The sequence below is a fragment of the Kitasatospora sp. cg17-2 genome, assembly GCF_054031055.1.
Map to the genome: position 1 here is coordinate 7,470,265 of NZ_CM132923.1, position 24,829 is coordinate 7,495,093.

Annotated in this window: 25 protein-coding genes; 12 read left to right on the top strand and 13 right to left on the bottom strand. The window is 73.6% G+C overall.

Annotated elements, in window-relative coordinates:
* Nucleotides 1–21 precede the first annotated feature (21 nt).
* On the top strand, nt 22–1,437 hold the full coding sequence (locus ACW14Y_RS31380; RefSeq protein WP_456984258.1) for a CoA transferase: 1,416 nt from the start codon (nt 22–24) through the stop codon (nt 1,435–1,437).
* Between the two features lie 23 nt (nt 1,438–1,460).
* On the opposite strand, the gene ACW14Y_RS31385 is transcribed toward ACW14Y_RS31380, so the two are convergent.
* Nucleotides 1,461–2,060 (bottom strand): HdeD family acid-resistance protein, encoded by a 600-nt coding sequence (locus ACW14Y_RS31385; protein WP_456984260.1) that lies wholly within the window; start codon nt 2,058–2,060, stop codon nt 1,461–1,463.
* A 165-nt stretch (nt 2,061–2,225) separates the two neighbouring features.
* On the opposite strand from ACW14Y_RS31385, the gene ACW14Y_RS31390 reads away from it, so the two are divergent.
* Nucleotides 2,226–4,046, top strand: coding sequence for an NAD-binding protein (locus ACW14Y_RS31390; RefSeq protein WP_456984262.1), 1,821 nt, complete (start codon nt 2,226–2,228; stop codon nt 4,044–4,046).
* 52 nt (nt 4,047–4,098) lie between these two features.
* On the opposite strand, the gene ACW14Y_RS31395 is transcribed toward ACW14Y_RS31390, so the two are convergent.
* The 4 genes from ACW14Y_RS31395 to ACW14Y_RS31410 form a co-directional block, all read right to left on the bottom strand.
* Nucleotides 4,099–4,497: an NUDIX hydrolase gene (locus ACW14Y_RS31395; RefSeq protein ID WP_456984263.1), complete on the bottom strand. Its 399-nt coding sequence runs from the start codon at nt 4,495–4,497 to the stop codon at nt 4,099–4,101.
* A gap of 121 nt (nt 4,498–4,618) precedes the next feature.
* Nucleotides 4,619–5,173, bottom strand: a complete 555-nt coding sequence (locus ACW14Y_RS31400; protein WP_456984265.1) for a GNAT family N-acetyltransferase — start codon at nt 5,171–5,173, stop codon at nt 4,619–4,621.
* A 193-nt stretch (nt 5,174–5,366) separates the two neighbouring features.
* On the bottom strand, nt 5,367–5,942 hold the full coding sequence (locus ACW14Y_RS31405; protein ID WP_456984267.1) for an HD domain-containing protein: 576 nt from the start codon (nt 5,940–5,942) through the stop codon (nt 5,367–5,369).
* A 100-nt stretch (nt 5,943–6,042) separates the two neighbouring features.
* A complete protein-coding gene (locus ACW14Y_RS31410) occupies nt 6,043–6,510 on the bottom strand; it encodes an NUDIX domain-containing protein (protein WP_402721983.1) in 468 nt (155 codons plus the stop codon).
* 17 nt (nt 6,511–6,527) lie between these two features.
* Here ACW14Y_RS31410 and ACW14Y_RS31415 point away from each other — a divergent pair, with 17 nt between their 5' ends.
* From ACW14Y_RS31415 to ACW14Y_RS31435, 5 genes are all read left to right on the top strand, one after another.
* Nucleotides 6,528–7,307, top strand: coding sequence for a GntR family transcriptional regulator (locus tag ACW14Y_RS31415; RefSeq protein WP_402721878.1), 780 nt, complete (start codon nt 6,528–6,530; stop codon nt 7,305–7,307).
* Nucleotides 7,308–7,469: 162 nt separating this feature from the next.
* Nucleotides 7,470–7,910 carry an ATP-binding protein gene (locus tag ACW14Y_RS31420; RefSeq protein WP_402721877.1) on the top strand — a complete coding sequence of 147 codons (441 nt, stop codon included), beginning with the start codon at nt 7,470–7,472 and terminating at the stop codon, nt 7,908–7,910.
* Nucleotides 7,907–8,059, top strand: coding sequence for a hypothetical protein (locus tag ACW14Y_RS31425; RefSeq protein ID WP_402721876.1), 153 nt, complete (start codon nt 7,907–7,909; stop codon nt 8,057–8,059). The genes ACW14Y_RS31420 and ACW14Y_RS31425 overlap by 4 nt, the downstream gene beginning before the upstream one ends.
* 197 nt (nt 8,060–8,256) lie before the next feature.
* Entirely contained in the window at nt 8,257–8,391 is a 135-nt protein-coding gene (locus ACW14Y_RS31430) for a hypothetical protein (RefSeq protein WP_286163382.1), read from the top strand.
* On the top strand, nt 8,388–9,530 hold the full coding sequence (locus ACW14Y_RS31435) for a methyltransferase domain-containing protein (protein ID WP_456984270.1): 1,143 nt from the start codon (nt 8,388–8,390) through the stop codon (nt 9,528–9,530). The genes ACW14Y_RS31430 and ACW14Y_RS31435 overlap by 4 nt, the downstream gene beginning before the upstream one ends.
* A gap of 58 nt (nt 9,531–9,588) precedes the next feature.
* Here the strand turns inward: ACW14Y_RS31435 and ACW14Y_RS31440 are convergent, their stop codons facing one another.
* The 7 genes from ACW14Y_RS31440 to ACW14Y_RS31470 all read right to left on the bottom strand — a co-directional run bounded on the left by ACW14Y_RS31440 (nt 9,589) and on the right by ACW14Y_RS31470 (nt 18,120).
* Nucleotides 9,589–10,368, bottom strand: a complete 780-nt coding sequence (locus ACW14Y_RS31440; protein ID WP_030391862.1) for an enoyl-CoA hydratase — start codon at nt 10,366–10,368, stop codon at nt 9,589–9,591.
* Nucleotides 10,369–10,514: 146 nt separating this feature from the next.
* Nucleotides 10,515–11,558, bottom strand: a complete 1,044-nt coding sequence (locus ACW14Y_RS31445) for an enoyl-CoA hydratase/isomerase family protein (protein ID WP_456984272.1) — start codon at nt 11,556–11,558, stop codon at nt 10,515–10,517.
* A 206-nt stretch (nt 11,559–11,764) separates the two neighbouring features.
* Nucleotides 11,765–12,988, bottom strand: coding sequence for a fumarylacetoacetase (fahA, locus tag ACW14Y_RS31450; RefSeq protein ID WP_380304508.1), 1,224 nt, complete (start codon nt 12,986–12,988; stop codon nt 11,765–11,767).
* Nucleotides 12,985–13,923 (bottom strand): hypothetical protein, encoded by a 939-nt coding sequence (locus ACW14Y_RS31455; protein WP_456984274.1) that lies wholly within the window; start codon nt 13,921–13,923, stop codon nt 12,985–12,987. The genes fahA and ACW14Y_RS31455 overlap by 4 nt, the downstream gene beginning before the upstream one ends.
* Entirely contained in the window at nt 13,920–15,119 is a 1,200-nt protein-coding gene (locus ACW14Y_RS31460) for a cupin domain-containing protein (RefSeq protein WP_456984277.1), read from the bottom strand. The genes ACW14Y_RS31455 and ACW14Y_RS31460 overlap by 4 nt, the downstream gene beginning before the upstream one ends.
* A gap of 129 nt (nt 15,120–15,248) precedes the next feature.
* On the bottom strand, nt 15,249–16,463 hold the full coding sequence (gene hppD, locus ACW14Y_RS31465; protein ID WP_266273659.1) for a 4-hydroxyphenylpyruvate dioxygenase: 1,215 nt from the start codon (nt 16,461–16,463) through the stop codon (nt 15,249–15,251).
* A gap of 307 nt (nt 16,464–16,770) precedes the next feature.
* A complete protein-coding gene (locus ACW14Y_RS31470) occupies nt 16,771–18,120 on the bottom strand; it encodes a phosphoribosyltransferase family protein (protein ID WP_380304504.1) in 1,350 nt (449 codons plus the stop codon).
* Between the two features lie 407 nt (nt 18,121–18,527).
* Here ACW14Y_RS31470 and ACW14Y_RS31475 point away from each other — a divergent pair, with 407 nt between their 5' ends.
* The 5 genes from ACW14Y_RS31475 to ACW14Y_RS31495 all read left to right on the top strand — a co-directional run bounded on the left by ACW14Y_RS31475 (nt 18,528) and on the right by ACW14Y_RS31495 (nt 22,342).
* Nucleotides 18,528–19,532, top strand: a complete 1,005-nt coding sequence (locus ACW14Y_RS31475) for a 3-dehydroquinate synthase family protein (protein WP_456984278.1) — start codon at nt 18,528–18,530, stop codon at nt 19,530–19,532.
* A gap of 145 nt (nt 19,533–19,677) precedes the next feature.
* Nucleotides 19,678–20,958 carry a hypothetical protein gene (locus tag ACW14Y_RS31480; RefSeq protein WP_456984280.1) on the top strand — a complete coding sequence of 427 codons (1,281 nt, stop codon included), beginning with the start codon at nt 19,678–19,680 and terminating at the stop codon, nt 20,956–20,958.
* Complete coding sequence (locus ACW14Y_RS31485) at nt 20,955–21,521, top strand: hypothetical protein (protein WP_456984281.1); 567 nt, start codon at nt 20,955–20,957, stop codon at nt 21,519–21,521. Before ACW14Y_RS31480 ends, ACW14Y_RS31485 begins: the two co-directional genes overlap by 4 nt.
* Nucleotides 21,518–21,928: a pirin family protein gene (locus ACW14Y_RS31490; protein ID WP_380304496.1), complete on the top strand. Its 411-nt coding sequence runs from the start codon at nt 21,518–21,520 to the stop codon at nt 21,926–21,928. The genes ACW14Y_RS31485 and ACW14Y_RS31490 overlap by 4 nt, the downstream gene beginning before the upstream one ends.
* Nucleotides 21,929–22,144: 216 nt before the next feature.
* Nucleotides 22,145–22,342: a hypothetical protein gene (locus tag ACW14Y_RS31495; RefSeq protein ID WP_380304494.1), complete on the top strand. Its 198-nt coding sequence runs from the start codon at nt 22,145–22,147 to the stop codon at nt 22,340–22,342.
* An 82-nt stretch (nt 22,343–22,424) separates the two neighbouring features.
* Here the strand turns inward: ACW14Y_RS31495 and ACW14Y_RS31500 are convergent, their stop codons facing one another.
* Nucleotides 22,425–24,596, bottom strand: a complete 2,172-nt coding sequence (locus tag ACW14Y_RS31500; protein WP_456984283.1) for an ATP-binding protein — start codon at nt 24,594–24,596, stop codon at nt 22,425–22,427.
* Nucleotides 24,597–24,829: the final 233 nt, after the last annotated feature.

Consider the following 24,829-nt stretch of genomic DNA (forward strand, 5'->3'; position numbering starts at 1 on the left):
GCCGCCGAGCAGAATGCCGACATGACCGACCGTTCGCTCCCCGCTCCGGCCCCCGCCCCCGCCGACCCTCTCCCCTCCGGCGTCGACGGGCCCACCGCCGACGCCTGGACCGCGCTCGGAGGACCGGCCGCGCTGCTGGACCGGGTCTCCTTCCACGGCCCGGACGCGGTGCTGCCCTCCCGGCTGCCCGTGCGGCGACTGGCCCGGGCCACCGTCGCCGCCTGCTCGCTGGCCGCCGCCGAACTCGCCGCGCAACGCTCCGGCGGCCCGGCGCCCGAGGTCCGGGTCGACCAGGGCGCCGTCGCCACGGCCTTCGTCAGCGAACGCCACCTGCGGATCGACGGCCGCGCCCCGGTCAGCTTCGCGCCGCTCTCGGGTTTCTGGCAGACCGCCGACGGCTGGCTGCGCACCCACGCCAACTACCCCCACCACCGGGACCGGCTGCTCACCGCCCTCGGCCTGCCCGCCGACACCGGGCCCGAACGGCTCGCCGCCGTACTGCGCGAACAGCCGGCCGCCGCCGTCCAGGAGCGCGCGTACGCGGCGGGGGCGCTCGCCGTCGCGGTCGCCCCGCCCCGGGAGCTGGTCCTGCCGCTGGTCGAGCGCCGGACCGTCGACGCGGCCGCGCCCCGTCCACTGGCCCCCGCCGAGCTGCCCGCCGCCGGGGTCCGCGTCCTCGACCTCACCCGGGTGATCGCCGGACCGGTCGCCACCCGCACCCTCGCCCTGCTCGGCGCCGACGTGCTGCGGGTCGATTCGCCCCGCCTGCCCGAGGCCGAGGACGCCCACGCCGACACCGGCTTCGGCAAGCGCTCCACCCGCCTCGACCTTGCCGTTCCGACCGACCGGGCCGTCTTCGAGGAGCTGCTCGCCACCGCCGACGTCCTCGTCACCGCCTACCGCCCCGGCGCCCTGGACGCGTACGGACTCGCCGCCGACGAACTGCTCGCCCGCCGGCCGGGCCTGGTGGCCGTCGAGCTGAACGCCTGGGGCTGGACCGGCCCGTGGAGCGGACGCCGCGGCTTCGACAGCCTGGTCCAGGCGGGTTGCGGCATCGCCGCCGTCGAGGCCGGGGCCGACGGGCGGCCCGGCGTCCTGCCCGCCCAGGCGCTCGACCACGGCACCGGCTACCTGATCGCGGCCGGGGTCCTGCGCTCCCTGACCGAGCAGCGCACCGGCCGCCCCGGGAGCCGCCACCTGCGCTACTCCCTGGCCGGCACCGCCTCCTGGCTGCTCCAGGGCATCGCCCCCACGGCCGACCCGCACGTGCTGCCGAACGACGAGCCCTACGACCCGGCCCGGTGGATCGCCGACACCGACGGGTCGGACTACGGCCGGCTCCGCCACGCCCGCCCGCCCCTCGGCCACGCCGGCGCCCCGACGGACTGGTCCCGCCCGCCGGGCCGCTGGGGCACGGACGCCCCGGTCTGGCGCTGACCGCCGTCCTTCCGTCCGGCTGGTCAGACGCCGGACGGGATCCGCTTCGCCGAGCTGCGCACCTGGAAGGCCGTCACGATCTCGACCAGTCCCAGGAACAACAGCCAGCACCCGGCCAGCACCGTCAGCGCCTTGATCGAGCCGACCGGCCAGACCATCAGCAGCACACCGGCCAGCGTGTTCGCCGCACCGGCGAACGCCTGCCAGCCGCGGGCCGGCATCGTCTCGTCCGAGATCGCGGCGACCAACTGCGTGATGCCGCGGAACAGCCAGCCGATGCCGATCCAGATCGCCAGCAGCAGCAGCGACTGCACCGCGCTGCGGAAGCACAGCAGGCCGAGCAGCACACAGATCGCCCCGCTGATGAAGGCCAGCACCCGCATCGCGGTGCTGGCGTGGGTGCCGAACGCGGCGACCAGCTGGACGATGCCGATGACCAGCAGATAGAGGCCGAACAGCACACCGACCACCATCAGCGTCTGCTTGGGCCAGACGAACACGATGATCCCGAGCGCGAGCGAGACCAGCCCGGCGAGCAGCAGCACCTGCCAGGCGGCCTTGGCGAGCATCCCTAGCGGACCCTGGACCGGGGAACCGTCGGGAGTGATGATCGGGGAGACCACGGTGGCATCCTCCTGGAGTGCGGGCAGCGGACGGCGTTCCCCACGATCACCGCCCACGGCGCGACCTGCCCGCCGGGTGCGTCCGTTCGGGCGATCGAACGGATTTCCCCCGGGGTTTCCCGAACGTCACCTCACCCTCACCAACCGTCGATAAGATCCGTCGATATGACTTCTGAAGGGTGGGGGACCCCTCCGGTCGAGCCGATCGGTCAGCACTACATCGTCTGCGGCGGCAATGCACTCGCCCACCGCCTGGTTCTCGAACTCGTCGAGCACTACGAAGTACCGGTCGTCGTCCTCGTCCCGGACCGCACCCGCGACCACGCACCCCGGATCGAGCAACTGGACGGCGTCGCCGCCGTCGTCGAGTACGCCAGCGTCACCGAGGAAGCCCTGCGCGCCGTCCGGATCGAGACCGCGCGCGGCATCGCCCTCGTCGACGGCAACGACCAGGAGAACATCCACGCCGCGCTCTCCGCCCAGGGGCACAACCCCGGGATCCGCATCGTGCTGCGGATGTTCAACCAGCGGCTCGGCGCCAACATCGAGCGGCTGCTCAGGAACGGCACCGCGCTCTCCGGCTCCGCCACCGCCGCCCCGGCCTTCGCCGACGCCGCGCTGTCCCGGCCCAACTCCGTCCAGGTCGGCGACCGCTTCCTGCACATCGCCTACGACGACGACATAGCCACCGACCGGATCTGCGTCGTCGCCGACCGCATCGACCGCCAGGACCTCGGCCGGATCCGCCTGCTGCCCGACCAGGAGGGCGACTCCGCCTCCTTCGTCCGCCTGGCCGGCGAGTTCGGCGACGGCGGCCCGGTCCGTTCGGGCACCGAGGCCCGCCGGGCAGCCGAACCCGCTCCCGCCGGACCGGACCCCGACACCGGGGGCGTCGCCGCGCTCCAGACCCTGCCCAGCGAACCCGCCGTCCGGATCCCCTGGTGGCGCCGGCTGCGCTGGCGCCTCCTCGACACCCTGCGCTTCTTCACCAGCGCCCGCCTCCGAGTGGTGCTGATCACCGCCCTGGCCGCCGTGCTGTTCGCCTTCGCCCTGCTCTGGTACCTCAACGGGGACTTCGCCTGGTCCCTCTACGCCTCCCTGCTCGACCTCGCCGGCGCCGCCCAACCGGACCAGCCCGGCACGGGCGACGGCAGCGGCACCGGCGGCACCTGGCAGCGGATCGCCCAGGTGGTGATCACCTTCTGCGGCATCACCTTCGCGCCGGTGGCCACCGCGATCATGGTCGAGGTGCTCGCCTCCGGCCGCCGCGGCCAGCACCGCAGCCCCGGCGCGGGCACCCGCGACCACGTCGTCGTGGTCGGCCTCGGCAACGTCGGCACCCGCGTGGTCGCCCAACTCCACGGGCTGGGCGTGCCGGTGGTCGGACTGGAGAGCGACCCCCAGGCCCGCGGCATCTCCGCCGTCCGCGCCCTCGGCGTCCCCGTCGTGGTCGACGACGGCCCCCTCGCCGAACAGCTGCGCCGCGCCCGCCTCAAGCACAGCCGCGCCGTGGTCGCCGTCAGCGGCGACGACGCCACCAACCTGGAGGCAGCGCTCGAAGCGCGCGCCGTCCGGCCCGACGTCCGGGTGGTGCTGCGCCTCTTCGACGACTCCTTCGCGAGCCACGTCTACGCCACCCTGGACAACGTCGTCTCGCGTTCGACCTCGTATCTCGCGGCCCCCGCCTTCGCCGCCGCCCTGATGGGCCGCGAGGTGCTGGGCACCCTCTCGGTCTTCCGCCACGTCCTGCTGATCGCCGAACTCCCCGCCGAACTCGGCACCGGCCTGATCGGCCTCAACCGCCACGACCTGGAGGACACCAACGGCGTGCGGGTCCTGGCGGTCCGTCTGGCTCGCAGCCCCCGCCTCTACCACTGGAACTACGCGGACCGCACCCGGACGCTGGAACCGGGCGACAGCGTTGTGGTGGCTGCTACGCGGAGTGGCCTTGCCCGCCTCAACACGACGCTGACGGAGAACGCCTGACAGCCGCAGGAAGTCGGCCACGCCGACTTCCTGCGCTCAAGGAGCACTGCCCTCACAACAGGCGCCGGCCGTCGTGCACGCGGACGGCCGGCGCCAGGTCACTTCGGAGCGCGTCCAGGACGCGCACGGCGTACACCTCGGCCATCCGCTCGGACACTTCCTCCGGTGTGAGCCATGCGACGGCGGTCGACTCGGCGGAGAGCTGCTCGCTCCCGCTCTCCGGGACGCAGCGGAACACCAGGGCGACGATTCCGCGGCTCATGTTCTTGTAGACACCGGTCAGCCGCTCGACGCCGACCTTGATCCCGGTCTCCTCGAAGTCCTCCGCTGTTTCCAGCACCCCACCCGGCGGCTCCCAAGTCCCGTTGTCCGCCCGCCGGATCGCCAGCACCCGCCCGTCCTCCCGTACCACCACCCCGGCGACGGACACCGAGTGGAGCGGCGACAGCAACCCGCCGTCCGCGTCACATGCCACAGAGAGGTACTGCTGAGCGCGGTCGTTCCCGGTCACGGCCGCCCTTCCGCAAAGGGCGGCCGTGAAACGATCAAGCTTCGGTCCCGGGGCTCGCCGATCACCTCACCGGATCCGACCTGCTCGCCAGGTCGAGAACCATCACGTGGTGGCGGGCCGCACCCTCCCACGGGACGGCAGATGCCACCCGCCGGTAGCCCCAGGAGAGGTAGGCGGCCTGGGCTGCGACGGCCTCCGGTCGGGTGTTCAGCATCACCCGTGCCTGGTCGAGGCCGTCGACCAGAACGCGGTGCATGTTGGTGGCGGCGCCCAGGCGCCGCCACCCGGGTCGGACCGCCAGTTCGAACAGGCCGAAGGTGCGGTGTCCGTCCTCGTGTCGAAGCTCGTCCGGCACGGCATCGGTCAGGGTGTTCCACCAGCCGGTATTCGCCGAGAGCGGGTAGCCGTAGGCCATACCGACGACCTCCTCGCCGTCGAACGCGATCGCCGCCCGGAACCCCCGCCGCCGTACCTGCGATCGGAATCGCCGGAAGGCCCGCTCCGTATCCGCCGGCCCCTCACCGTAAGGAGGCCCTACGAACGCTTCGGCGAAGACCCCCTTCGGCTGTGCCTCCAGCTGGGCGGTCTGCTCGCCACCGAGGAGCCGAACCGTCATAGTCATGCGATCCCCGCCTCTGCGCCGAAACTCCGAGCTCGTCCGTTGACTGCTCCGGCCGTATTGCGGAAAGTCGGCTGGTCCGACTTCCCGCGCTACCGAAAATCTCCCGTGGCCTCTCAGCCCGCACGACAGCCGTCCAGCAGCGCGGTGTGGAACGGGTTGACGACGGCTTCTTGAACCTCACCACTGGCTACCCCAGGTAGACCTTCTGCCATTCGAGAGAAGACATGCTGAGCGCCGCCTCCGCGAGTTGCCGGGCCGACTCCGTCTTGAGGCGGGCAAGGCTGCTGTCGATCCACGGCTGGACGTTCTGGTAGCCCTGCTCGCGGTATTCGACCGCTTGGATCAGACATTCGAGCTTGTCGGCATCGTGGGCGAGGACCACCTCCAGGCTCTCTCCGTTCTCGTACTCCTCGACGACCGCCCGGATCCCCGCCGCGACGGCGGGGTGAGCGGCGCTGACCTGGTCGGCCGTGACGTCCTCGTTGGATGCGGCGGTGACGTACCGCCGCCCGATGTGCGGAATGTCGCCGACGCGCGTCTCCTGCGTGTCGTGGAAGAGGCAGAGCAGCGCGACCTTCGCCGGGTCGGCACCCTCCATCATCGCGAGCACCGCACCGACGACACCGGTACGGAAGGAGTGTTCGGCGATCGTCTCGGGATCCTTCACGCCGGCGATCCACCAGCCCGACCGCTTCGCCCGCTTCAGCATCCCGGCCTCGAAGAGGTATCCCGTCGTGCCCTTCAGCTCTTGGTCGTCAGCCATGACTGCCCTCTCTCGAACGCTGTAGCCGCCTGCTCGGAGTCCGTATCTACAGGTCGGTCTACTCGACGGCTCGGTCGAGCCGTGCGGCCTGTATGTGTCCCTACCCACCCAGCAGGCGCCGGCCGTCGTGCACGCGGACGGCCGGCGCCACGTCACTTCGGAGCGCGTCCAGGACGCGCACGGCGTACACCTCGGCCATCCGCTCGGACACTTCCTCCGGTGTGAGCCATGCGACGGCGGTCGACTCGGCGGAGAGCTGCTCGCTCCCGCTCTCCGGGACGCAGCGGAACACCAGGGCGACGATTCCGCGGCTCATGTTCTTGTAGACACCGGTCAGCCGCTCCACAGCGACCTTGATCCCGGTCTCCTCGAACACCTCGCGCCGGACACCGTCCTCGAAGCCCTCCGCTGTTTCCAGCACCCCACCCGGCGGTTCCCAAGTCCCGTTGTCCGCACGCTGGATCGCCAGCACCCGCCCGTCCTCCCGCACCGCCACCCCGGCGACGGACACCGAGTGGAGTGGCGTTGACTGGGGCTTCCCGGCGCTGTTACTCATGTGCAGGAGAATAGGAGCCTTGAAGGACTATGGCGAATGATGACGTGGCCTCGTCGGCCACAGCAAAGTACTTGCAGATCGCGGCTGACCTCACCGCGCATATCGCATCGGGTGCTCTGGCTCCTGGTGCGACGCTGCCCAGCGAGGCCGAACTCATGCAGCGGTACGGAGTTGCGTCCGGAACCGTGCGCAAGGCCATCGCCGAGCTCCGTACGGCTCAGCTGATCGAGACGCACCATGGACGCGGTTCGTTCGTCCGTTCTCGTCCGCCGGTCCAGCGGAAGTCTGCCGATCGGTTCCGTCGTTCCCACAGGAAGGCGGGTAAGGCCGCATACCTTGCGGAGGCAGAGACCTCGGGTGGCGTTCCGTCGGTGACCGTGTTGTTCGTCGGCCCCACGTCGGTGCCTCAGGAGCTTGCCTCGCGCCTCGGCCTTCCCGTCGGTACGCAGGTTCTGGCACGCAAGCGTCGGTACTTTCGGGATGGTGTTCCGACCGAGGAGGCCACGTCCTACTTGCCCTGGGACGTGGTCAAGGACATCCCGGAGATCTTTGCGGAGAATCCCGGCGGCGGTGGAATTTATGCGCGACTTGAGGAGCATGGACACACGCTTGCTGAGTTCACCGAGACTGTCCGGGCCAGGCTCGCAACCAAGTCCGAATCCAAGGCGCTTGCTCTGAGTCCTGGCGCGCCGGTGCTCCATCTCGTTCGCGATGCTGTGGGTGAGAACGGTCGAGTGCTGGAGGTGTGTGACACGGTCATGGCCGCCGACCAGTTCGTCCTGGACTACCGCTTCTCCGCCGACGACTGACTGATAATCAGCTTAGTCAACCCGTCGCGAGGCTCCGGCTCGCGACGGGTTGACTCATGTATAGGAGTCGGGCACTCTTCTGCCATGCACTCTTGTACATGAGTGCATGGCAGTACCTCATCTAGAGGAGATGGCCACATGGGCCAACCCCTTGGAGCTCCCATGCAGAAGTTCCTGATGGAGACTCATGCGCCGACTGGCGCCGAACCGAGCGTTGTCCCGTCGGAGGCCGAGATCTTGTTGCCCTACCTGCCGGAGTCGGCGGGTCGAGCTCGTCGCTTCGTTCGGGACACACTGGCCGGGTGGGGGCTGGGCCGGTTGATCGATTCCGGTGTGCTGATTACCAGTGAGCTAGTGACCAATGCCGCGAAGACCGGGTGCGGGCAGCAGATGACGGTGTCCGTTCGGCATGTCTCGCAGAACGCGGTTCGGATTGCGGTGCGCGACGGCTCGTGCATTCTGCCGGTGCTGATCCGCGCCTCCGCCGACGAGGAGTGCCACCGGGGCCTGGCCCTGGTGGATCGCCTCACCTGCGGCCGGTGGGGCGCGACCGTTGAGCCGGCAGGGAAGATCGTGCATGCCGATCTGACGATCGCGCGGTGAGCCTGCAGTTGCCGGACGACGATCTCGATCCCGACGGCTCGTCTCCTGAATCTGATCCCACCCGAGTCTGGGCCGCATACGGGGTCTCGCTGGCAGCGGCTTTCCATGTTCTCGCCGCAGCCTTGGTGTTGATCGACCGCTCCCGCTGAATGCTGCCTGTGCCGCCGGATCGGCGGCACAGGCAGCGAATCAAGACCGGCACTTCCGCAAGTCGAAAGGAGCCTCGCCATGTCCGCCACGGACCCGAAGCCGCCCCGGCCCAAGCCTGCGAACCCGCCCACACCTCGGCCGCCGGACCGGTAGCCGTCACCCAACCCGCAACCGTCCCAACTCGCAAGGAGGAAGCATGGCCTGGGGAACCGACAAGGACAGCAACGGCAAGCACGGGGGCAAGAAGGACCCCGGTACCGCCAAGCCGTCGCCCGACGGCTCGCGGCCGATGCCCGAGCCCAAGCACCGGAAGGACGACGACAAGAAGTGACGGACTCCGTGCATCGACCGGAGCAGGCCGCGGTGCGCGGCCTGCTCCGGGCCGTCGGCGAAGTGCTCGGCGGCCCCGTCCCCTCCGAGTGGCGGGAGGCGGTCGAGGCGGTGCCGCGCCACCGCTTCCTCCCCGACCGGGTCTGGCTGGCGGACGGCGACGGCGGCTATGAGCCGTGCGACCTCGGCAGCGACGACCGGCGCTGGTTCGAGGCGGCCTACGCCGACGTGCCGATCGTCACCCAGGTCAACGACGGTCGGGAGTCCTCCGACCCCTGGCCCTCGTCCTCCGCCTCGGCGCCCTCGATCGTCGTGCGGATGCTCCGGGACCTCGACGTCCGGCCGGGCATGCGGGTGCTGGAGATCGGCACCGGCACCGGCTGGAACGCCGCGCTGCTCGCGCACCGGCTCGGGCCCGGGAGCGTCGTCTCGGTGGAGATCGACGCGGAGGTCGCCCGGCAGGCGTGGGCGTCCCTGAACGCGGCCGGCCTCGGCGCCGAGGTGGTCCACGGCGACGGTGCCGACGGCTGGAGGCGCCGGGCGCCGTACGACCGGATCCTCTCGACCTGCTCGGTCCGTCGGGTGCCGTGGGCGTGGATCGAGCAGACCGAGCCCGGTGGCATCGTCCTCACGCCGTGGGACAACCCGATGATCTGCTGGGGGCTGCTGAGGCTCACCGTCGGACGTGAGTACGCGGAGGGCCGGTTCAGCCCGCACTCGGCCTTCATGCTGATGCGCACCCAGCGTCAGGATCTGCGGATCTTCCGCGATGTGGTGAGGGACAACCACGTACCCGAGGAGAGCCGGACGTCTCTCGACCCCCAGCGCGTCACCGGGGACCGATGGGAGGCCCGGTTCGCCCTCGGCCTCCGCCTCGGCGATGTGTGGACCGCGTGGGAGGAGGGCGCCGCCCGCCTCTGGGCGGCGACCACCGACGCTCGTTGCTGGGCCGCCGTCGATCCCGAGGGACGGGTGCGGCAGTACGGCCCGCGTCGGCTCTGGGACGAGGTGGAGGCGGCCCATCGCTGGTGGGAGGAGCAGGGGAGGCCCGGGCCTGAGCGGTTCGGGTGGACGGTCTGGGCCGAGGGGCAGGGACCCTGGCTCGACGAGCCCAACCGGCCCGTGCGGAGGTGGGACTGACCAGCAAACGGGCCCCTTCGCCCGGAGGACGAAGGGGCCCAAGCCGACCGGTGTCGCGTCAGCGGTGCTTGAACTCCGCCGGGCGCTTCTCGGCGAAGGCGGCCATGCCTTCCTTCTGGTCGGCGGTGGCGAAGGCGGCGTGGAAGAGGCGGCGTTCGAAGCGGACGCCCTCGGCGAGGGTGGTCTCGAAGGCGCGGTTGACCGATTCCTTCATCATGATCGAGGCCGGGGTGGACATCGCGGCGACCTTCTCGGCGGTGGCGAGGGCCTCCGCCAGCAGCTGGTCGGCGGGGACGATCCGGGAGACCAGGCCGGCCCGCTCGGCCTCCTCGGCGCCCATCATCCGGCCGGTCAGGCACAGCTCCATGGCCTTGGCCTTGCCGACGGCGCGGGTGAGGCGCTGCGAGCCGCCGATGCCCGGGATGACGCCGAGCTTGATCTCCGGCTGGCCGAACTTCGCGGTGTCCGCCGCGATCAGGATGTCGCAGAGCATCGCCAGTTCGCAGCCGCCGCCCAGGGCGAAGCCGGACACCGCCGCGACCACCGGCTTGCGCAGCGCGCCGAGGCGGTCCCACGGGCCGAGCCAGTCGTCCAGGTAGACGTCCGGGAAGCGGTTGCCCTGCATCTCCTTGATGTCCGCGCCCGCCGCGAACGCCTTCTCCGAGCCGGTGATCACCAGACAGCCGATCTCCGGGTCACGGTCGAACGCGGTGGCGGCGGCCACGACCTCGTTCATCAGCGTGGTGTTGAGCGCGTTCAGCGCCTCCGGCCGGTTGAGCGTGATCAGCCCGACCCGGCCCTTGCGGTCCACCAGGATCGTCTCGTAGGTCTCGGTCATCGCCGTTGACTCCCTTTCCGCTGCTCGGCCCCGCTCGGGGCGCCCAGGACCGTCCAACGATCTCCGAAACGGGCCGCCTCGCGCCAGTCTCGATCCGCGAGACGGTCGTCACCCGGTCAGCAGGTCGACCGCCCGCACGGGACCGGTCAGCCGAGCCGCAGGTCGAGGTCACCGTCGGCCGGGGGCTCGAAGAACGCGGCCACCGCCCGCTCGTCGACCTCCGCGAGCGTCGCCGGCGACCAGCGCGGGTTCCGGTCCTTGTCGACCACCTGCGCCCGGATGCCCTCCACCAGGTCGTGGTGGGCGACCGCCGCGCAGGACACCCGGTACTCCTGCGTCAGGCTCTCCGCGAGCGAGCCGTGCGACCGGGCCCGGCGCAGCGCGCTCAGCGTGACCTTGAGCATCGTCGGCGACCGCTCGGCGAGCTCCTCGGCGGCCTGCTTGGCCTCCGGCACGCCGCTGGCCACCAGCCGGGCCACGATCTCCTCCACGCTGTCGGCCGCGTAGCAGGCGTCGATCCACGCGAGCTGCTCCGCGAGCGGCGCAGCCGGAGCCGGCTCCGCGTACCGGGCGACGACCTCCGCCACCGGAAGCGGGCCGTCGAGCTCCGCCAGCAGCTCCGGCAGCTTCGCCGAGGGCACGAAGTGGTCGGCGAACCCGCACAGCAGCGCGTCGCCGGGCGTCATCGAGGCGGCGCTCAGCCCCAGGTGGGTGCCCAGCTCGCCGGGCGCGCGGGACAGCAGCCGGCTGCCACCGACGTCCGGTACCAGGCCGATCCGGGTCTCGGGCAGGGCCACCACCGAACGCTCGGTGACGATCCGCACCGAGCCGTGGGCGGAGACGCCGACGCCGCCACCCATGGTGATGCCGTCCATCACGGCCACGTACGGCTTCGGGTAGCGGGAGATCAGCTCGTTCAGCCGGTACTCGTCGCGGAGGAACGCGCGCGTCCCGGCCCCGCCGAGCTTGGCGTCGTCGTGGAACATCCGGATGTCGCCGCCCGCGCACAGGCCGCGCTCCCCGGCGCCGGTCAGCACCACCACCCGCACCGCGTCGTCCCCGGCCCACGCGTCCAGCGCGGCCCGCACGTCCAGCACCATGCCGTGCGTCAGCGAGTTGAGCGCCCGGGGCCGGTCGAGCACGATCCGCCCCACCCCGCCGTCCCGCCGGACCAGCACCTCGTTGCCCATCGTCCCCACTCCGTCCGTCGTCGCCCGGTCCGTGCGGTCAAGATCCGTGCGGTCAAGATCCGCGCTGCCACCGTACCTTCGGGCCCCGGCCGGTCCGCAAGCACGGAGGGCGGCACCGGTGCTGACCGGTGCCGCCCTCCGTCGTGCGGGTGGTGCGGGTACTGCGGGTGGTGCCGCGGCGGGGCTCGGGTGGTGGCCCCGCCGGGTCAGGGGGTGATGCGGCCGGTGACCTCGCCGAAGCCGACGACGGTGCCGTCCGGGCCGGGGGCGGTCGCGGTGATGGTCACCTCGTCGCCGTCCTCCAGGAAGGTGCGGGTGGTGCCGTCGGGGAGCTTGAGCGGGTTCTCGCCGTTCCAGGTCAGCTCGATCAGGGCGCCCCGGGTCTCCGGCTCCGGGCCGCTGATGGTGCCGGAGGCGAAGAGGTCGCCGGTGCGCAGCGAGGCGCCGTTGACCGTCATGTGGGCGAGCTGTTGGGCAGCCGTCCAGTACATCGAGGCGAACGGCGGGCGGGAGACCAGGTGGCTGTTCAGTCGGACCTCCAGGGCGAGGTCCAGGCCCCAGTGCCGGTCGGCCGGCCGGTCGTCGAGGTAGGGGAGCAGCTCGACGTCGCGGGCCGGCGGGGCGACCCGGGCGTGCTCCAGGGCGGCCAGCGGCACGATCCACGGCGAGACGGAGGTGGCGAAGGACTTGCCGAGGAACGGGCCGAGCGGCACGTACTCCCAGGCCTGGATGTCCCGCGAGGACCAGTCGTTGACCAGGCAGACGCCGAAGACGTGCTCGTCGAAGCGGTCCAGCGAGACCGGCTCGCCCAGCACCGAGGGCGCGCCGACGACGAAGCCGACCTCGGCCTCGATGTCCAGCTTGCGGGACGGCCCGAAGGACGGGACGGCGTCGGCCGGAGCCTTGCGCTGCCCCTGCGGGCGGCCCACCGGGGTGCCGGACACCACCACGGTGCCGGAGCGGCCGTGGTAGCCGATCGGCAGGTGCTTCCAGTTGGGCGTCAGCGGCTCCGTGCCGGGGCGGAAGATCTTGCCCAGGTTGGTGGCGTGGTGCTCGGAGGCGTAGAAGTCGACGTAGTCGGCCACCTCGAACGGCAGGTGCAGCGCCACCTCGTCGAGCGGCAGCAGCAGCGGGGAGAGCGCGTCCCGGTGGGCCTCGTCGGTCAGCCAGCGGGTCAGCGCGGCGCGGACCTCGGTCCACACCGGCCGGCCGGCCGCCAGCAGGGGGTTGAGCGAGTCCGCGTCGAGCAGGACCGAGGGCTCCCCGGTGGCCCGGGCGGCGGCGCCCGCGTCGAGGACGAAGTCGCCGATCCGGACGCCGATCCGTCGCACGCCGGGCCGGTCGGCCGCGGTGAAGACGCCGTACGGCAGGTTGTGCACGCCGAACGGCGAGTCGTTCGCGGGGGCGAGCCAGCTGCGGGGGGTGGTCAACGGTCCTCCTGGGGCGTCAGGTCGGGCGACAGCAGGCCGAGGGCGGCCAGGTCGTCCAGGGGCTCGGCGATGCTACAGGTGCCGAAAGCGGTGAACGAGTTGCGGATCACCGTCACCTGACGGTCGGTCAGTGCGCGGACGGCCTCGGCGAGCACCGGTCCGGAGCGCTCGGCCAGGATCTCGGCCGCCGCCTTCGGGTCGGTCTCCGCCGCGGCCAGGAGCACGTTCAGGAACCCGTGGTGCTCGAAGCCGGTCACCGGGTCGGTGTGACGGACGGCGTGGTGCAGCCCGGCGGTGCACTTGTAGGGCAGGCCGCGCTGCGCGCACCCGGTGAGGAAGCCCGCGAGCTCGGCCTCGTCCGGGAAGGCACCGGCGACCACGCCGCCGGTGCGGAACTTGGCCCGGTACGGGCTGTCGACGAGGACGTCCAGGACCTCCTCCAGCCCGTCGCCGCGCAGCAGTTCGCGCGGCAGCTCGACGGCGGCGGGCACGTCCGGCGGCAGCAGCAGGTCGAGCGCGGCGACGGCCTCGCGGGCGTCCCGGGTGGCGAGTTCGACGCCGGCCAGCACGAACGGGGCGGCGGCGGTGAGGGCCGGGCCGAGCTCGGAGCTGCCCCCCGGCAGCACCAGGCCGACCCGGAGCCGGGGGCCGGTGCCGTCCGCCGCAGTGCCGTCCGCCGCGGGCACCGAGGCGCCCGTCACCGCGTCCACCGCGTCCGCCGCGGCGGCCAACTCGCCCAGCCGGCCCGCCCCGCAGAGCAGCGGGCCGACGGCGTCGGCGTAGGGGGCGGCGCGGTGCGCGAGGTGCGCGGGCACCGCCTCGGCGACGGGCAGGTTCCCGGGCGGGAACACCGCCGCGTCGTCGAACAGCCCCTGGAACAGCGGCGGGACGGCGGCCGCCGAGGAGGCGGCGGGGGTGGCAGGGGTGGTGCTCACGACTGCGGCCCCCGACCGGCCCAGGTCCAGGCGTAGTTCGGGTCCTCGGTGGCCCGGCCGCCCTCGCCCAGCTCCAGCGGGCGGAAGGTGTCCACCATCACCGCGAGCTCGTCGAAGAACTCCGCGCCGATCGACCGCTCGTACGCGCCCGGCTGCGGGCCGTGGGTGTGCCCGCCGGGGTGCAGCGAGATCGAACCCTGGGCGATGCCCGAGCCCTTGCGGGCCGCGTAGTCCCCGCCGCAGTAGAACATGACCTCGTCGCTGTCCACGTTGGAGTGGTAGTACGGCACCGGGATCGACAGCGGGTGGTAGTCCACCTTGCGGGGAACGAAGTTGCAGATCACGAACCCGTTGCCCTCGAACACCTGGTGGGCCGGCGGCGGCTGGTGGATCCGCCCGGTGATCGGCTCGTAGTCGCTGATGTTGAACGCGTACGGGTACAGGCAGCCGTCCCAGCCGACCACGTCGAACGGGTGGTGCGGCACGGTGTACCGGGTGCCCGAGATGCCGTTCGGGCCGCGGTGCTTGACCAGGACGTCGACGTCCGTGCCGTCCACCAGCAGCGGGCCGGACGGGGCGCGCAGGTCCCGCTCGCAGTACGGCGCGTGCTCCAGCAACTGCCCGTACTTGGAGAGGAAGCGCTTGACCGGGGTGATGTGGCTGTTCGCCTCGATGCAGTAGGCGCGCAGCGGCTCCTCGCCGGTCGGCACCCAGCGGTGGGTGGTCGCCCGGGGGATGATCACGTAGTCGCCCTGGCCGACCTCCAGCGTGCCGAAGACCGTCTCCAGGGTGCCGGAGCCGGACTCCACGTACACGCACTCGTCGCCGAGCCCGTTGCGGTACAGCTCGCTCGGCGCCCCGGCGGCGACGTACGAGATCCGCACGTCGCCGTTGCCGAGGACGAGCCGGCGGCTGCTGACGACGTCCGCGGACTTCCACTCCTGGCCCGCGAACAGCTCGTGCAGCTTGAGGTGCCGGGGGAGCAGGGGGTGGTTGGCGACCGTCGACTGGTCGGGCAGCTCCCACGCGACCGCGTTCACCACGGCCGAGGGGATGCCCCGGTGGTAGAGCAGCGAGGAGTCCGAGGAGAACCCCTCCTCGCCCATCAACTCCTCGTAGTACAGCCCGCCTTCGGGCGTGCGGTGCTGCGTGTGCCGCTTGGGCGGGATGCTGCCCAGCTGACGGTAGTGCGCCATCGTCCCTGCTCCTCCCGGACCCTCCGGGGCCCAGACCTTCGTACGGCTCCAGCGGTGCCCTGTCGCCCGCGGGGCTGTCGCCCGTGGGCTGTTGCCCGTGGGCCTGTCGCCCGCGGGGCGGGGCCGGCCTCAGAGGTTGCCGCGGGCGTCCTGCTCGCGCTCGATGGCCTGGAAGAGCGCCTTGAAGTTGCCCTTCCCGAAGCCCAGCGAACCATGCCGCTCGATGAACTCGTAGAAGACGGTCGGGCGGTCGCCGATGGGCTTGGTGAAGATCTGCAGCAGGTAGCCGTCCTCGTCGCGGTCGACCAGGATGCCGCGCTTCTTCAGCTCCTCGATCGGCACCCGGACGTGGCCGATCCGCTCGCGCAGCGCGGGGTCGTCGTAGTACGAGTCGGGGGTGTTGAGGAACTCGATGCCCCGGGCCCGCAGCACGTCGACGGTGGTGAGGATGTCGTTGGTGGCCAGCGCCATGTGCTGGCAGCCCGGGCCGGTGTAGAACTCCAGGTACTCGTCGATCTGCGACTTCTTCTTGGCGATGGCCGGCTCGTTGAGCGGGAACTTTACCCGGTGGTTGCCGCTGGCGACGACCTTGGACATCAGCGCGGAGTAGTCGGTGGCGATGTCGTCGCCCACGAACTCGGCCATGTTCACGAAGCCCATGACCTTGTTGTAGAACGCGACCCACTCGTCCATCTTGCCGAGCTCGACGTTGCCGACCGCGTGGTCCAGCGCCTGGAACAGGCGGCGCGGCGAGCCCTCGGGGTGCTTCACCCGGCTCTCGGCGACGATGTAGCCCGGCAGGTAGGGGCCGGTGTAGCGGGAGCGGTCGACGAGGGTGTGGCGGGTCTCGCCGTAGGTGGCGATCGCGGCGCGGCGGACGGTGCCGTGCTCGTCGGAGACGTCGTTCGGCTCCTCCAGGATCGTGGCGCCCTGGGCGCGGGCGTGCGCGATGCACTTGTCCACGTCCGGCACCTCCATCGCCAGGTCGACGACGCCGTCGCCGTGGCGGCGGTGGTGGTCCAGCAGCGGGCTGTCCGGGGAGACACCGCCCTTGATCACGAAGCGGCAGGAGCCGGAGCGCAGCACATAGGCCTTGCGGTCGCGGCGGCCGGTCTCGGGGCCGGAGTAGGCGACCAGCTCCATGCCGAAGACGACCTGGTAGAACTGGGCCGTCTGGGTGGCGTTGCCGACCACGAACACGACGGCGTCCTGCGCGGTGACCGGGAACGGGTCGCTGGCGGGGTCGTGCTCGACGAGGCCGACGAGGCGGCGCAGCTGCTCGGCGTCGAGACCGGCCTCGCGCTCCTCGGGGGTCAGCTCAAGGGCGTGGGTCTGCGGGGTCATCGGTCGTTCCTCCACATTGAGGCCTCGGCGTTGAGGCATCCGCTGGTGGCGGCCGCGCCGCTGAGGGGGTGGGCAAGGCTGCGCGGGCGGTTGAGCGCTGAGCTTGCTCCAGTCGGGGTGGTTGGGCAACAGGTCGGGTTTTCACTGTTCAATGTGTACAAGGTGATCAGGAAATCGCTGACCGGGCTGTGCAGAATGCTCGGTGGATCAGTGGTGTTTCACGGCTTCTGCGTAACGGCCACCGACAGGCCACCGACAGGCCGACGCCGGGCCGGCACGGGCCGGCGCGGGACGACGGGGCCGGTGGTCAGGGCGGTGCGCCTCCCCGGTCCGCGCCGAAATGCTCGCGGAACCAGCCCCGGGCCAGCTCGGCGACCCGGTCCAGCGTGCCGGGCTCCTCGAAGAGATGACCGGCGTGCGGGACCACCGCGAGTTCACTCTCGCAGCGCAGGTGCTCGCGCGCCCGCCGGTTCAGATCGATCACCTCGTGGTCCCGGCCGCCGACGACCAGCAGGGTCGGCGCGGTCACGGCGGCCAGCACCCGGGCCCCGGCGAGGTCCGGCCGCCCGCCCCGGGAGACCACCGCGGCCACTCCGTCGCCGAGCCGCGCGGCCGTCCACAGCGCGGCCGCGGCACCGGTGCTCGCGCCGAACAGGCCGAGGGGGAGCGCGGGGCCCGCGGACGGTCCGAGCGCGGGGTCCGAGGGCAGGGCGCGGGCGACGTCGGTCAGCCGGGCGCCGAGCAGGGCGATGTCGAAGACGTTCTGCCGGTCCGGCTCCTCGTCCTCGGTGAGCAGGTCGAACAGGAAGGTGGCCAGCCCGGCGCGGTTCAGCTCCTCGGCCACCCGGCGGTTGCGCGGGCTGTGCCGACCGCTGCCGCTGCCGTGCGCGAACACCACCGTGCCGCGGGCGCCGTCGGGCACGGTCAGCCGACCGGTCAGCCGGACCCCGGCGGCGCGGACGGTCAGCTCGCGGTCGGCGGCGGGAGGTCCGCCCCCGGGGACGGGCCTGCCCGCGGCCTGGGCGAGGTGGCGCAGCACCTCGGCGTCCCCGGTCTGCGAGAAGTCGGCGTAGAACTCGCCGATCGCGAAGAACGGCGAGGGCGTGGCGACGCAGACCAGCTCGTCCGCGACATCGCCCAGCCGCTCCGTCCAGTCCTCCGGCGCCACCGGTACGGCGAGCACCACCCGCCGGGCGCCGCGCGCCCGCACGATCAGGCAGGCGGCGCGCGCGGTCGAACCGGTCGCCACGCCGTCGTCGACCACGACCACCGTCCGTCCGCGCAGGTCGACCGGCGGCCGGTCGCCCCGGTAGCGGCGGGCCCGGCGTTCCAGCTCCGCCCGTTCGCGGGCCTCCACGGCGGCCAGCTGCCCCGGGGTGACCCGCGCGGGACGCAGCACCTGGTCGTTGAGCACCCGCACCCCGTCCTCGCCGATCGCGCCCATCCCCAGCTCCGGCTGGTGGGGGAGGCCCAGTTTGCGGATGACGCAGATGTCCAGCGGTGCGGTGAGCGCGGCGGCCACCTCGGCGGCCACCGGCACCCCGCCGCGCGGCAGGGCGACCACCACGGTGCCGGGCCCGCGCAGGTGGGCGAGCCGGGCGGCCAGCCGGTGGCCGGCGTCGGTGCGGTCGGTGAAGCGGGTGCGGGTGGCGGGCATGGGTACGGCCTCTCCGTTCCACCGTACGCGCCGGGGCGGCCGGACGGACCCGGCGTCGCGCGTGGGCCCGGGGCGGGGCGCGGGACGGCTGTCGGCGGGCGCGGTCCCGCGCCGGGTCGGGACGCGGATGGGGCCGTCCACCCGTGCGTCCGGGACGGCGGGCGCGGCACCGTGGGGACAGCTGCCCGGTGGGCCCTCCCTCGCCCACCGGGCCGTCCTCCGCGTTCTCCGCGTCCGTCCGCGCCCTCCCCGCGCCGTCCCGTCCCGCTCGAAGGAGCCGACCCGTGAACGTCCCCCGAACCCGAACCCGAACCCGATCCCGAACCCAGGACGGCCCCGCCCCCGTGGGGTCGCTCCCGGCACCACCTGCCACGTCCGGAGGCCCCGCCCGCCCGGGGCTCCGCTTCGTGCCCGGCCTGCTGGATCCGGGCAACCCGGCGCTCGCCCTGGCCGGCGGCCCGCCCGGGCGCCGGCTCGTCGTGGTCGACGCCCGGGTGCACGAGCTGCACGGCGACCGGCTCCACCACTACCTCGACGCCCGCGGCGTCGACCACGAGACGCTGGTGCTGCCCGTCCACGAACAGGTGAAGACCATGGACGCGGTGTTCCAGGTCGCCGACCGGATGGACTCCTTCGGGATCTCCCGCCGGGGCGCCCCGGTGCTGGCGGTCGGCGGCGGCGTGCTCGCCGAGGTCGTCGGGCTCGCCTGCACCCTCTACCGCCGCTCCACGCCGTTCGTGCGGATCCCCACCACCCTGCACGGCCTGCTCGCCCACCGCCCCGAGGCCGAGACGCTGGTCGACCCGGCCTTCCTCGTCACCCTGGGGCGCCGCCAGGTCGCCAGCGGCCTCGCCGAGGTCCTCAAGGTCGCGCTGATCGCGGACGCGGACCTGTTCGGGCTGCTGGAGCGGCGCGGCCGGGACCTGCTCGACACCCGGTTCCAGGCCGCCGGTGTCGGCACCGCCGTGCTCGCGCGCGTCGTCGGGGGGACGTCGTTCGACGACGGCACGTCCGACGGCGGGCACTTCGGGCACATCCTCAGCCCGACGCTGGAGACGCGCGCGCTGCCGGAGCTGCTGCACGGCGAGGCGGTCTGCGTCGAGATGGCGCTGAGCACGGTGGTCGCCCGGCGGCGCGGCCTGGTCGACGCGGAGCAGACCGAACGGATCCTCCGGCTGATGCGACGGCTCGAACTGCCGGTCCGGCACCCGTTGCTGGAGTCGATCGCGCTCGGCGAGGCGCTCGCCGACACCGTTCGGCGCCGCGACGGAGGGCGGTGGCTGCCGCTGCCGTCCGGGATCGGCGCGGGGGTGCTCGTCGACGACCTGGGCGGGCGCGAACTCGTCGGCGCGGCGGGGTGGTTGCGCGCCTGGTCGGCGGTGACGGCCGCGGCGCCGGCACTCAACGGCTGACGGCGGACGTACACCCGCCACCACGCCCCGACGGCCCGGGCGTCCCGCCCGGCGGCCGGGGCACGGACGGGCCCCGGGGCTCAGGCGCCCGGGGCGACGGGCGGGACACGCTGGGCCTCCGACCCCGAACGGGAGGAGGCCCCCCATGCGTCGCACTGCCCGGTTGGACCGCCGGATCCAGGCCGGTGCCGCGCACCTCACCCTCGCGGTCCGTGAAGGCGAGCACTCCTGGGGCGAACTGGGCGAGCTGATCGCCGGGTTCGAGGCCCGACGGTTCGTCCTCGTCACCGACGGCACCGCGCCCCGGGGTCAGGTGGCCCGCGTCCGGTCGCTCGCCGGGGCCCGGGCGCCCACCGTCCTGCACGAACTCCGCGCGCGGCCCGGGACCACGGCCGCGGCCACCTACGGCGGGGCGGCCACCGGCGGCCGGGCGGACGCCGAGGCCCTCCCCGACGGCACGGTCATCGCCGTCGGAGGCGAACGCGCCTGCGCGGTCCCGGCCGCCGTCCGGGTACCGACCGACCTCGCCGCCGCCTGCGGTCCCGCCCTCACCCTGCACCGTCCGGTCCCGGCCGCCCTGGCCTGGGTCCGGTCCGACCTGCTCGCCGCCGGGCCCGCCGCACGGACCCGGGCCGGGCTCGTCGCCGTCGTCCGGCACGTGCTCGCCGTCTGCCCGGCCCACGGCCCGGCGCTCGCGGGTCTGCTCACGCCCGGGGCCCGCCACGACGCGCGGACCCTGACCGCGCTGCTCGCCCTGTGCGCCGACGCCCGGTCCGCCCTGGTCGGCTTCGACCCGGACGAGACCGGCCCCGCCCTCGCCCTCGGCTACGGCCGCAGCCTCGCCGCCGCCGTGCGGGCGACGCTCGGCCCCGCCCTCGCACCCGGCGACGCCGACGCCCTGGGCCTGCTGCTCGCCGCCGCCGTGGCGGCCCGGCTCGGCCTGGCCGCCCGCCCGACCGGCCGGGCCCACCGGGACCTGCTCGCCCGGAACGGCTCCGCGACCGCCCTGCCCGCCGGAGCGGACCTCGACCGGCTCGCCGCCGCGGCCGTCGCCACCACCCGGCCCGGCCTGCTGCTCCTGGCCGACCTGGGACGTCCGTACTGCGCGGACGGACGGCTGCTGACCCCGGTGGACGGCGCGGTCCTGCGGGCCGCCGCGGGCGATCTGGCCGACCGGGCCGACCGGGCCGACCGGGCCGACCGGGCCGACCGGGCGGGCCGGGCGGGCCGGGTCACCGTGCCGCACAGCCGGGCTGCCCGGACCGGCCCGGTCGCACCCCCGGACCGGGGGGACGGGCGCCCGGTCGCCGGTCGGGAGCAGGACGGGACCGGGTCCCCGTGCGGCCGGGACGGCGGGCGCAGCAGCGTGGAGACCAGAAGCGGCCCAGCAGGGACCGCAGTTCAGCAGAAGGAGTTCCCGTCATGACGGGCACCGTCATCACCGACCTCCGCCGACGCGGCGCCGTCGACCCCACCCGGGTGCTGACCGGACCGCTCCGCGCCGTCGGACTGCAGTGGCTCGACCCGGGCCGCAGCGTCGAGGTCGCCGCCGAGGGCGTCGAACGCGCCCTCTACATCACGGCCGGTTCGGGCACCGCCACGGTGCCCGGGGCCGACGCTTCGACGGTCGCCGACTCCGGACTCCCGCTGGTCGAGGGCACCGCCCTGACCCTGCCGCTCGGCGCGCGCACCGTGCTCACGGCCGGCACCGCCGGGCTCGAGTACTTCCACGCGATCCTCGCCGTCACCGGCCGCCCGGGCGGTGCCACCGCCCACCCGGCGGCGGAGCGCCCGACCACCGAGCGCCGACCCGCCGAAGGCCCGTCCCCCGAAGGCCCGTCCGCCGAGCGGCCGAGCACCGAGGCCCCGCCCGCCCGGCCCCCGGCCGGTTCGGACGGCGCCGCCGACACCCCCCGGAGCCCCGAGCGCCCCAACACCCCCGACCGCCCCGAGACCCCTCCGAGCCCCAAGGGAGGCGAGTCACGATGATCGTCACCACCGCCACCGCCTCGGCCACCGTCCTCCTCGGCCCGAACGGCGAACGCGTCCGCGTCCGCTGCCTGGCCCGCCGGTCCATGCTCACCAGTGCCTGCGAGACCTTCGACCACCTGCGGCTCAGCCCCGGCGCGCAGCACGCGCTGCCGGGACGGCCCGACGGCGAGACCGTCCTGTTCGTGGTGCGCGGCTCGCTGCTCGTCGGCCGGACCGCCGACGAGCCGGACCACCTGGCCGTCGACGGCGACCTGCTGCTGGCGCCCCGGGGCTGTCCGCTCCGGCTGGAGGCCGGTCCGCTCGGCGCCGAGGTGCTCTGCCTCGCGCTGGACGCGCCGCGCCGCACCGCCGCGACCAGGAACTCCCTGGCCCGGCGCCGGGCCGAACGGCGCAGCCGGCCATGACCGGTCCCGTCGCCGCCCCGCCGCCCGACCACGACCACTCCGTTCCCCGGCCCCCGCCACCCCGGCGGGGGCCGGGTCTTCGTACCCGCGCACCGGTCCTGGGACCGGAACGGGACGGCAGTCCCATGTGCCCGGGGCGCGCCGCCGACCAGAGTGGAGGGCGGAGCGGTCGATCGGTCGGACCGTTCGAGGGGAAAGAAGTCTGGAGCACCACTCATGGCAAGGAACACGAGAACGAAGACGTTCGGCGTCGCATCCGTGGTCGTCTGCATCGTCACAGCCACCGTGGTCGTCAGGAGCGCCCTCGGCGCGCCGGCCGAGGCGGCGCCCGCCGGAGGGACGGCGCCCGCCGGCGGGACCGGCAAGGCCACCGCGCGCCGCTGCAAGCCGGGCGAGAAGGACTGCAAGAGCTGACCCCGTCCACACGGCTCCCACCCGGTACCGTCCCCGTCGCCCGTGCCCCCCGTGCCTCACCGCGCGGGGGGCACGGGCACGTTCAGGCACCGGGCCGGGGGCTTCGGAAGGGGTGGCGGGGGAGGACGGCGAGCACCCGGGTGCCTCTGGTGCGGGCGAGCCGGCCGACGGTGCAGCGGCCGCCGACCTCGGCCGCGCGGTCCGACATCGACCGCAGCCCGACCCCGTCAGTCGGTCCGGCGTCGGCGGGGCCCGGTTCGACGGCGCCGGGGTACGTGTCGGGTCCCGCCGGACCGCCCTGGCCGATGCCGTCGTCCTGGACGGTCAGCACGAGGTTCGCCTCGTCCACCCGGAGGGTCACCCGGGCGTGATGGGCGCGGGCGTGGCGGAGCACGTTGTTCAGCGCCTCGGCGGTGATCCGGTACGCGGCCACCTCGACGGCGGCGGGCAGTTCCGGCAGCGGGTCCGGCCGCAGCGCGGTGCTGACGGTCAGGCTGTCGCTGCTGAAGGTGGCCGCCAGGTGCTCGACGGCCCGGGTGAGGCCGAACTCGCCCAGCGGCGCGGGCCCGAGCCGGTCCGTGATCCGCCGCACCTCCTTGATCGTCAGCGCCAGGTCGCCGGAGATGCCCTCCAACGTCGGAGCCAGCGCGTCGGTGCCTCTCCCAGGGGTGGAAGCGGCCGAGGCCGCGTTGTCGACCCGCAGCCGCAGACCCGCCAGCGCCGGTCCGAGGCCGTCGTGGATGTCCCGGCGCAGCCACCGCCGTTCCTCCTCCCGCGCCGCGACGATCTGTTCCCGGCCGGCCTGGAGGTCCTCCTGGAGCCGCAGCGAGGCGACGGCCGGCGAGGCCTGGTCCGCCAGCGAGCGCAGGATGTCGACGTCGCTGGGGTCGAGCCGCTCCTCGCCCGCCCGCAGTCCGACGGTCAACTCCCCGATCGTCGTGCCGTGGTGGACCAGCGCGAAGCTCTGGACCGGCCCGTCGAGACGCCCCACGGCGGCCAGCGGGCGACGTCCGGCCCGGGTGGTGACGGCCAACGCCACACCCGGCAGCCGCAGTTCCTCGGCGACGGTGCCGCAGAGCGCGGCCGGCAGCCGCTCCGGGTCGACGACCTGCCGGACCTGCCCGGCCAGGGTGCGGAGCACCTGGTAGGGCTGGGCGCGTTCGCCGTAGTAGAGCCGGTCCACCAGGCCCACGGCCCGTCGGGCGGCCCGGGGCAGGCCCGCGCCCAGGGCCAGGAGCAGGGCGCTCAGCAGCAGGGCGGCGCCGCCGCGGCCGGGCACCAGCCAGCCCGACAGCACCGTCGCGCAGACCACGAACAGCACGGTGAGCCCGGCGGCGAGCAGCAGCCCGCTGAGCACGGACCGGGCGGCCCGGTCCAGCCGCCACCCGCCGTCCCGGACCACCAGGAACGCCACCGCGACCGCCCACACCGCGCCCGCCGCCGTGAACAGCGAGTAGCTCAGCCAGTACTCGTACCGGAACCGCCGGGTGTAGTAGTCCTGCATGCCGGCCCAGAGCAGGTAGGCGCCGAGCATGCCGGCCAGGTGGGCGCGGTGGCGGGGCGCGCTCCGGCGGAGCAGCCGGACCAGCAGCACGGCGGCCGCGATGCCGATCAGCAGGTAGTTGACCGGGTCGTAGAAGCGGTCGAGGTGGTCCGACACCGAGCCGAAGGCGTTGGCGACGGCGCTGTCGGCGAGCGGGTTGGCGCGGCCGAACACCTTCTCGTGGTCCAGGAAGGACATCGCGTCCGGCAGCACCCAGAGGGTGACGGCGCCGATGTACCACCACCACCTGCGGGTGGTGAGCCGTCCGGCCGGCAGCCAGAGCGGCAGGACGTAGAACAGCGTCCCGCTCACCGTGTCGCACACCGCGCGCACCACGGCGGCCGCGCCGACGAGCCCCGGGTCGGAGACCTCGACCCAGACGGGCGCGGCGGCCGCGCTCGGCAGCATCGACGTCAGCGCGTAGACGAGCATCACCCAACCGAGTGGATTTCCCGGACGGTGGGCGTGCAGCAGCATGCCCGCGGCGGCGGTGGGCAGCGCGTAGACCAGGATCGCGAGCTGGTCCCGGGGGTCCGCCACCCCGGGCGCGTCGAGGTGGACCAGCACGTAGCAGGCCCACAGCGCGGCGACCGCCAGGCAGAGCACGGTGAGCGCCGCGGCCCCGGTGAGCCGGAGCCGGTCGGGCGACCGGCGCGGCGGGGCCCCGGCGGGCGTACGCGGCAGGCGCGGGAGAGGGGTCACCGTGGTCATGGCACCGCCTAGGGACGGATGAGGGGTGGGGTCCGCCGGGGGGCCGGCCGCCGCGTCGGGCGCGTTCCTCCCAGTCTCGGCCGCCCGCCGTCCCGGGCACATGGGGCAGCGGTCTCGTTCGGCCCGGCAGCGCCGTCCCACGATCACGGAAGGTCACACCGGCATCGCTGGTAGTGTCGGCCAGGTGGATGAAGAGCAGCCCGCCGAAGACCCCCGGGCCGGGGGACCGCGAC

Bases quoted from the DNA above. Each gene is read 5' to 3' on its own strand.
- ACW14Y_RS31445 (WP_456984272.1), bottom strand. From the start codon at position 11,558: ATGGGCAACGAGGTGCTGGTCCGGCGGGACGGCGGGGTGGGGCGGATC.
- ACW14Y_RS31460 (WP_456984277.1), bottom strand. From the start codon at position 15,119: ATGGCGCACTACCGTCAGCTGGGCAGCATCCCGCCCAAGCGGCACACG.
- ACW14Y_RS31495 (WP_380304494.1), top strand. From the start codon at position 22,145: ATGGCAAGGAACACGAGAACGAAGACGTTCGGCGTCGCATCCGTGGTC.
- ACW14Y_RS31405 (WP_456984267.1), bottom strand. From the start codon at position 5,942: ATGGCTGACGACCAAGAGCTGAAGGGCACGACGGGATACCTCTTCGAG.
- ACW14Y_RS31485 (WP_456984281.1), top strand. From the start codon at position 20,955: ATGACGGGCACCGTCATCACCGACCTCCGCCGACGCGGCGCCGTCGAC.
- ACW14Y_RS31500 (WP_456984283.1), bottom strand. From the start codon at position 24,596: ATGACCACGGTGACCCCTCTCCCGCGCCTGCCGCGTACGCCCGCCGGG.
- ACW14Y_RS31470 (WP_380304504.1), bottom strand. From the start codon at position 18,120: ATGCCCGCCACCCGCACCCGCTTCACCGACCGCACCGACGCCGGCCAC.
- ACW14Y_RS31400 (WP_456984265.1), bottom strand. From the start codon at position 5,173: ATGACGGTTCGGCTCCTCGGTGGCGAGCAGACCGCCCAGCTGGAGGCA.
- hppD (WP_266273659.1), bottom strand. From the start codon at position 16,463: ATGACCCCGCAGACCCACGCCCTTGAGCTGACCCCCGAGGAGCGCGAG.
- ACW14Y_RS31420 (WP_402721877.1), top strand. From the start codon at position 7,470: ATGCAGAAGTTCCTGATGGAGACTCATGCGCCGACTGGCGCCGAACCG.
- ACW14Y_RS31415 (WP_402721878.1), top strand. From the start codon at position 6,528: ATGGCGAATGATGACGTGGCCTCGTCGGCCACAGCAAAGTACTTGCAG.
- ACW14Y_RS31380 (WP_456984258.1), top strand. From the start codon at position 22: ATGACCGACCGTTCGCTCCCCGCTCCGGCCCCCGCCCCCGCCGACCCT.
- ACW14Y_RS31390 (WP_456984262.1), top strand. From the start codon at position 2,226: ATGACTTCTGAAGGGTGGGGGACCCCTCCGGTCGAGCCGATCGGTCAG.
- ACW14Y_RS31480 (WP_456984280.1), top strand. From the start codon at position 19,678: ATGCGTCGCACTGCCCGGTTGGACCGCCGGATCCAGGCCGGTGCCGCG.
- ACW14Y_RS31430 (WP_286163382.1), top strand. From the start codon at position 8,257: ATGGCCTGGGGAACCGACAAGGACAGCAACGGCAAGCACGGGGGCAAG.
- ACW14Y_RS31440 (WP_030391862.1), bottom strand. From the start codon at position 10,368: ATGACCGAGACCTACGAGACGATCCTGGTGGACCGCAAGGGCCGGGTC.
- ACW14Y_RS31490 (WP_380304496.1), top strand. From the start codon at position 21,518: ATGATCGTCACCACCGCCACCGCCTCGGCCACCGTCCTCCTCGGCCCG.